Genomic DNA, 512 nt, shown 5'->3' on the forward strand with positions numbered 1-512 from the left:
CCTGCCGCCAATGTCACCGAAAACAGCGCAGCCACCGCTGCACGGAAGAATGTCATGAGAAGGTCGAGCCTGCCTGCGGATTACTTTGCAGCGATTGTCAGGTCTTCGAGCAGATTATTCAACACCAGAAACTCACCGGTGTGCGAACAGTCCGGCAAGCTCAGCGTCAGATCGCGCGAGCGCAACCTGCGATCGGACCGCAGCTCCAGCGACTGAACGCTCAGGGTCTGACCACAATTTGCGTCAGTTACCTCGGCCTCGACGGTCAGCGCGATTGAACCGGATCGGTCATTCTGCCCAGCGGGGAAAGAGTATACTTCGACGTTTTGAGCATCCTCAAAGCCGACTCGGCCCAGATTGACGACATTGCCGATACCCTGCGCCGATTGCCCGGACCAGACGTGACCGTCTCCGCCGTAACTGGCTTCAAATTCCAGCGCGTGTATCTGCAGGTTTGTGGCGCCGCTCCATTGCAAAGCGACGCGGTGGTATTGATCGATATCAGAGATGTG

General features: G+C 57.4%; 1 pseudogene. It reads right to left on the reverse strand.

The annotated features are described in order from the left end of the window. Positions 1–80 precede the first annotated feature (80 nt). Positions 81–512: pseudogene (locus tag ACR0LL_RS21380) on the reverse strand (hypothetical protein); the annotation flags it as partial.

Source organism: Ruegeria sp. AI2, from assembly GCF_056541275.1.